Source organism: Paraburkholderia sp. SIMBA_030, assembly GCF_046535245.1.
Classification (GTDB): domain Bacteria; phylum Pseudomonadota; class Gammaproteobacteria; order Burkholderiales; family Burkholderiaceae; genus Paraburkholderia.
This window is the reverse complement of sequence record NZ_JAWRXB010000285.1, coordinates 1-292: the sequence shown is the minus strand read 5'-3', so window position 1 is coordinate 292 and position 292 is coordinate 1. Positions and strand designations below refer to the sequence as shown.

Below are 292 nucleotides of genomic sequence, written 5' to 3'. Positions count from 1 at the left end.
AATAGAGTTTCATGATCTGCATCTGCAGGAATATTTAGAAAAGTTTTTTGAGTTTCAGTCAATTTATTGATTATATGCCCTTTAGAAACTCCGTAATCTATTCTGTCATCAAATAAATTATTCAATAATTTATATTGTGAGACTTTCTCATATGAGGAATAAAAATTGGTAATAGACCCAGCTGATCCTATTCTCATACGTTCTGTAGAACCTGCGATTGCCATAAGCAATAATTCCGGAGAGGTATAACAATAATCACTATTAAAATGATGCTCTGCTAACCAAAATCTAT

The 292-nt window shown here is 31.2% G+C and carries 1 protein-coding gene; it reads right to left on the bottom strand.

Annotated features, from left to right (window positions below; translation table 11 throughout):
- Nucleotides 1-292: LLM class flavin-dependent oxidoreductase (locus SB772_RS40030; protein ID WP_410838522.1), on the bottom strand; the 292-nt coding region annotated here is incomplete at both ends.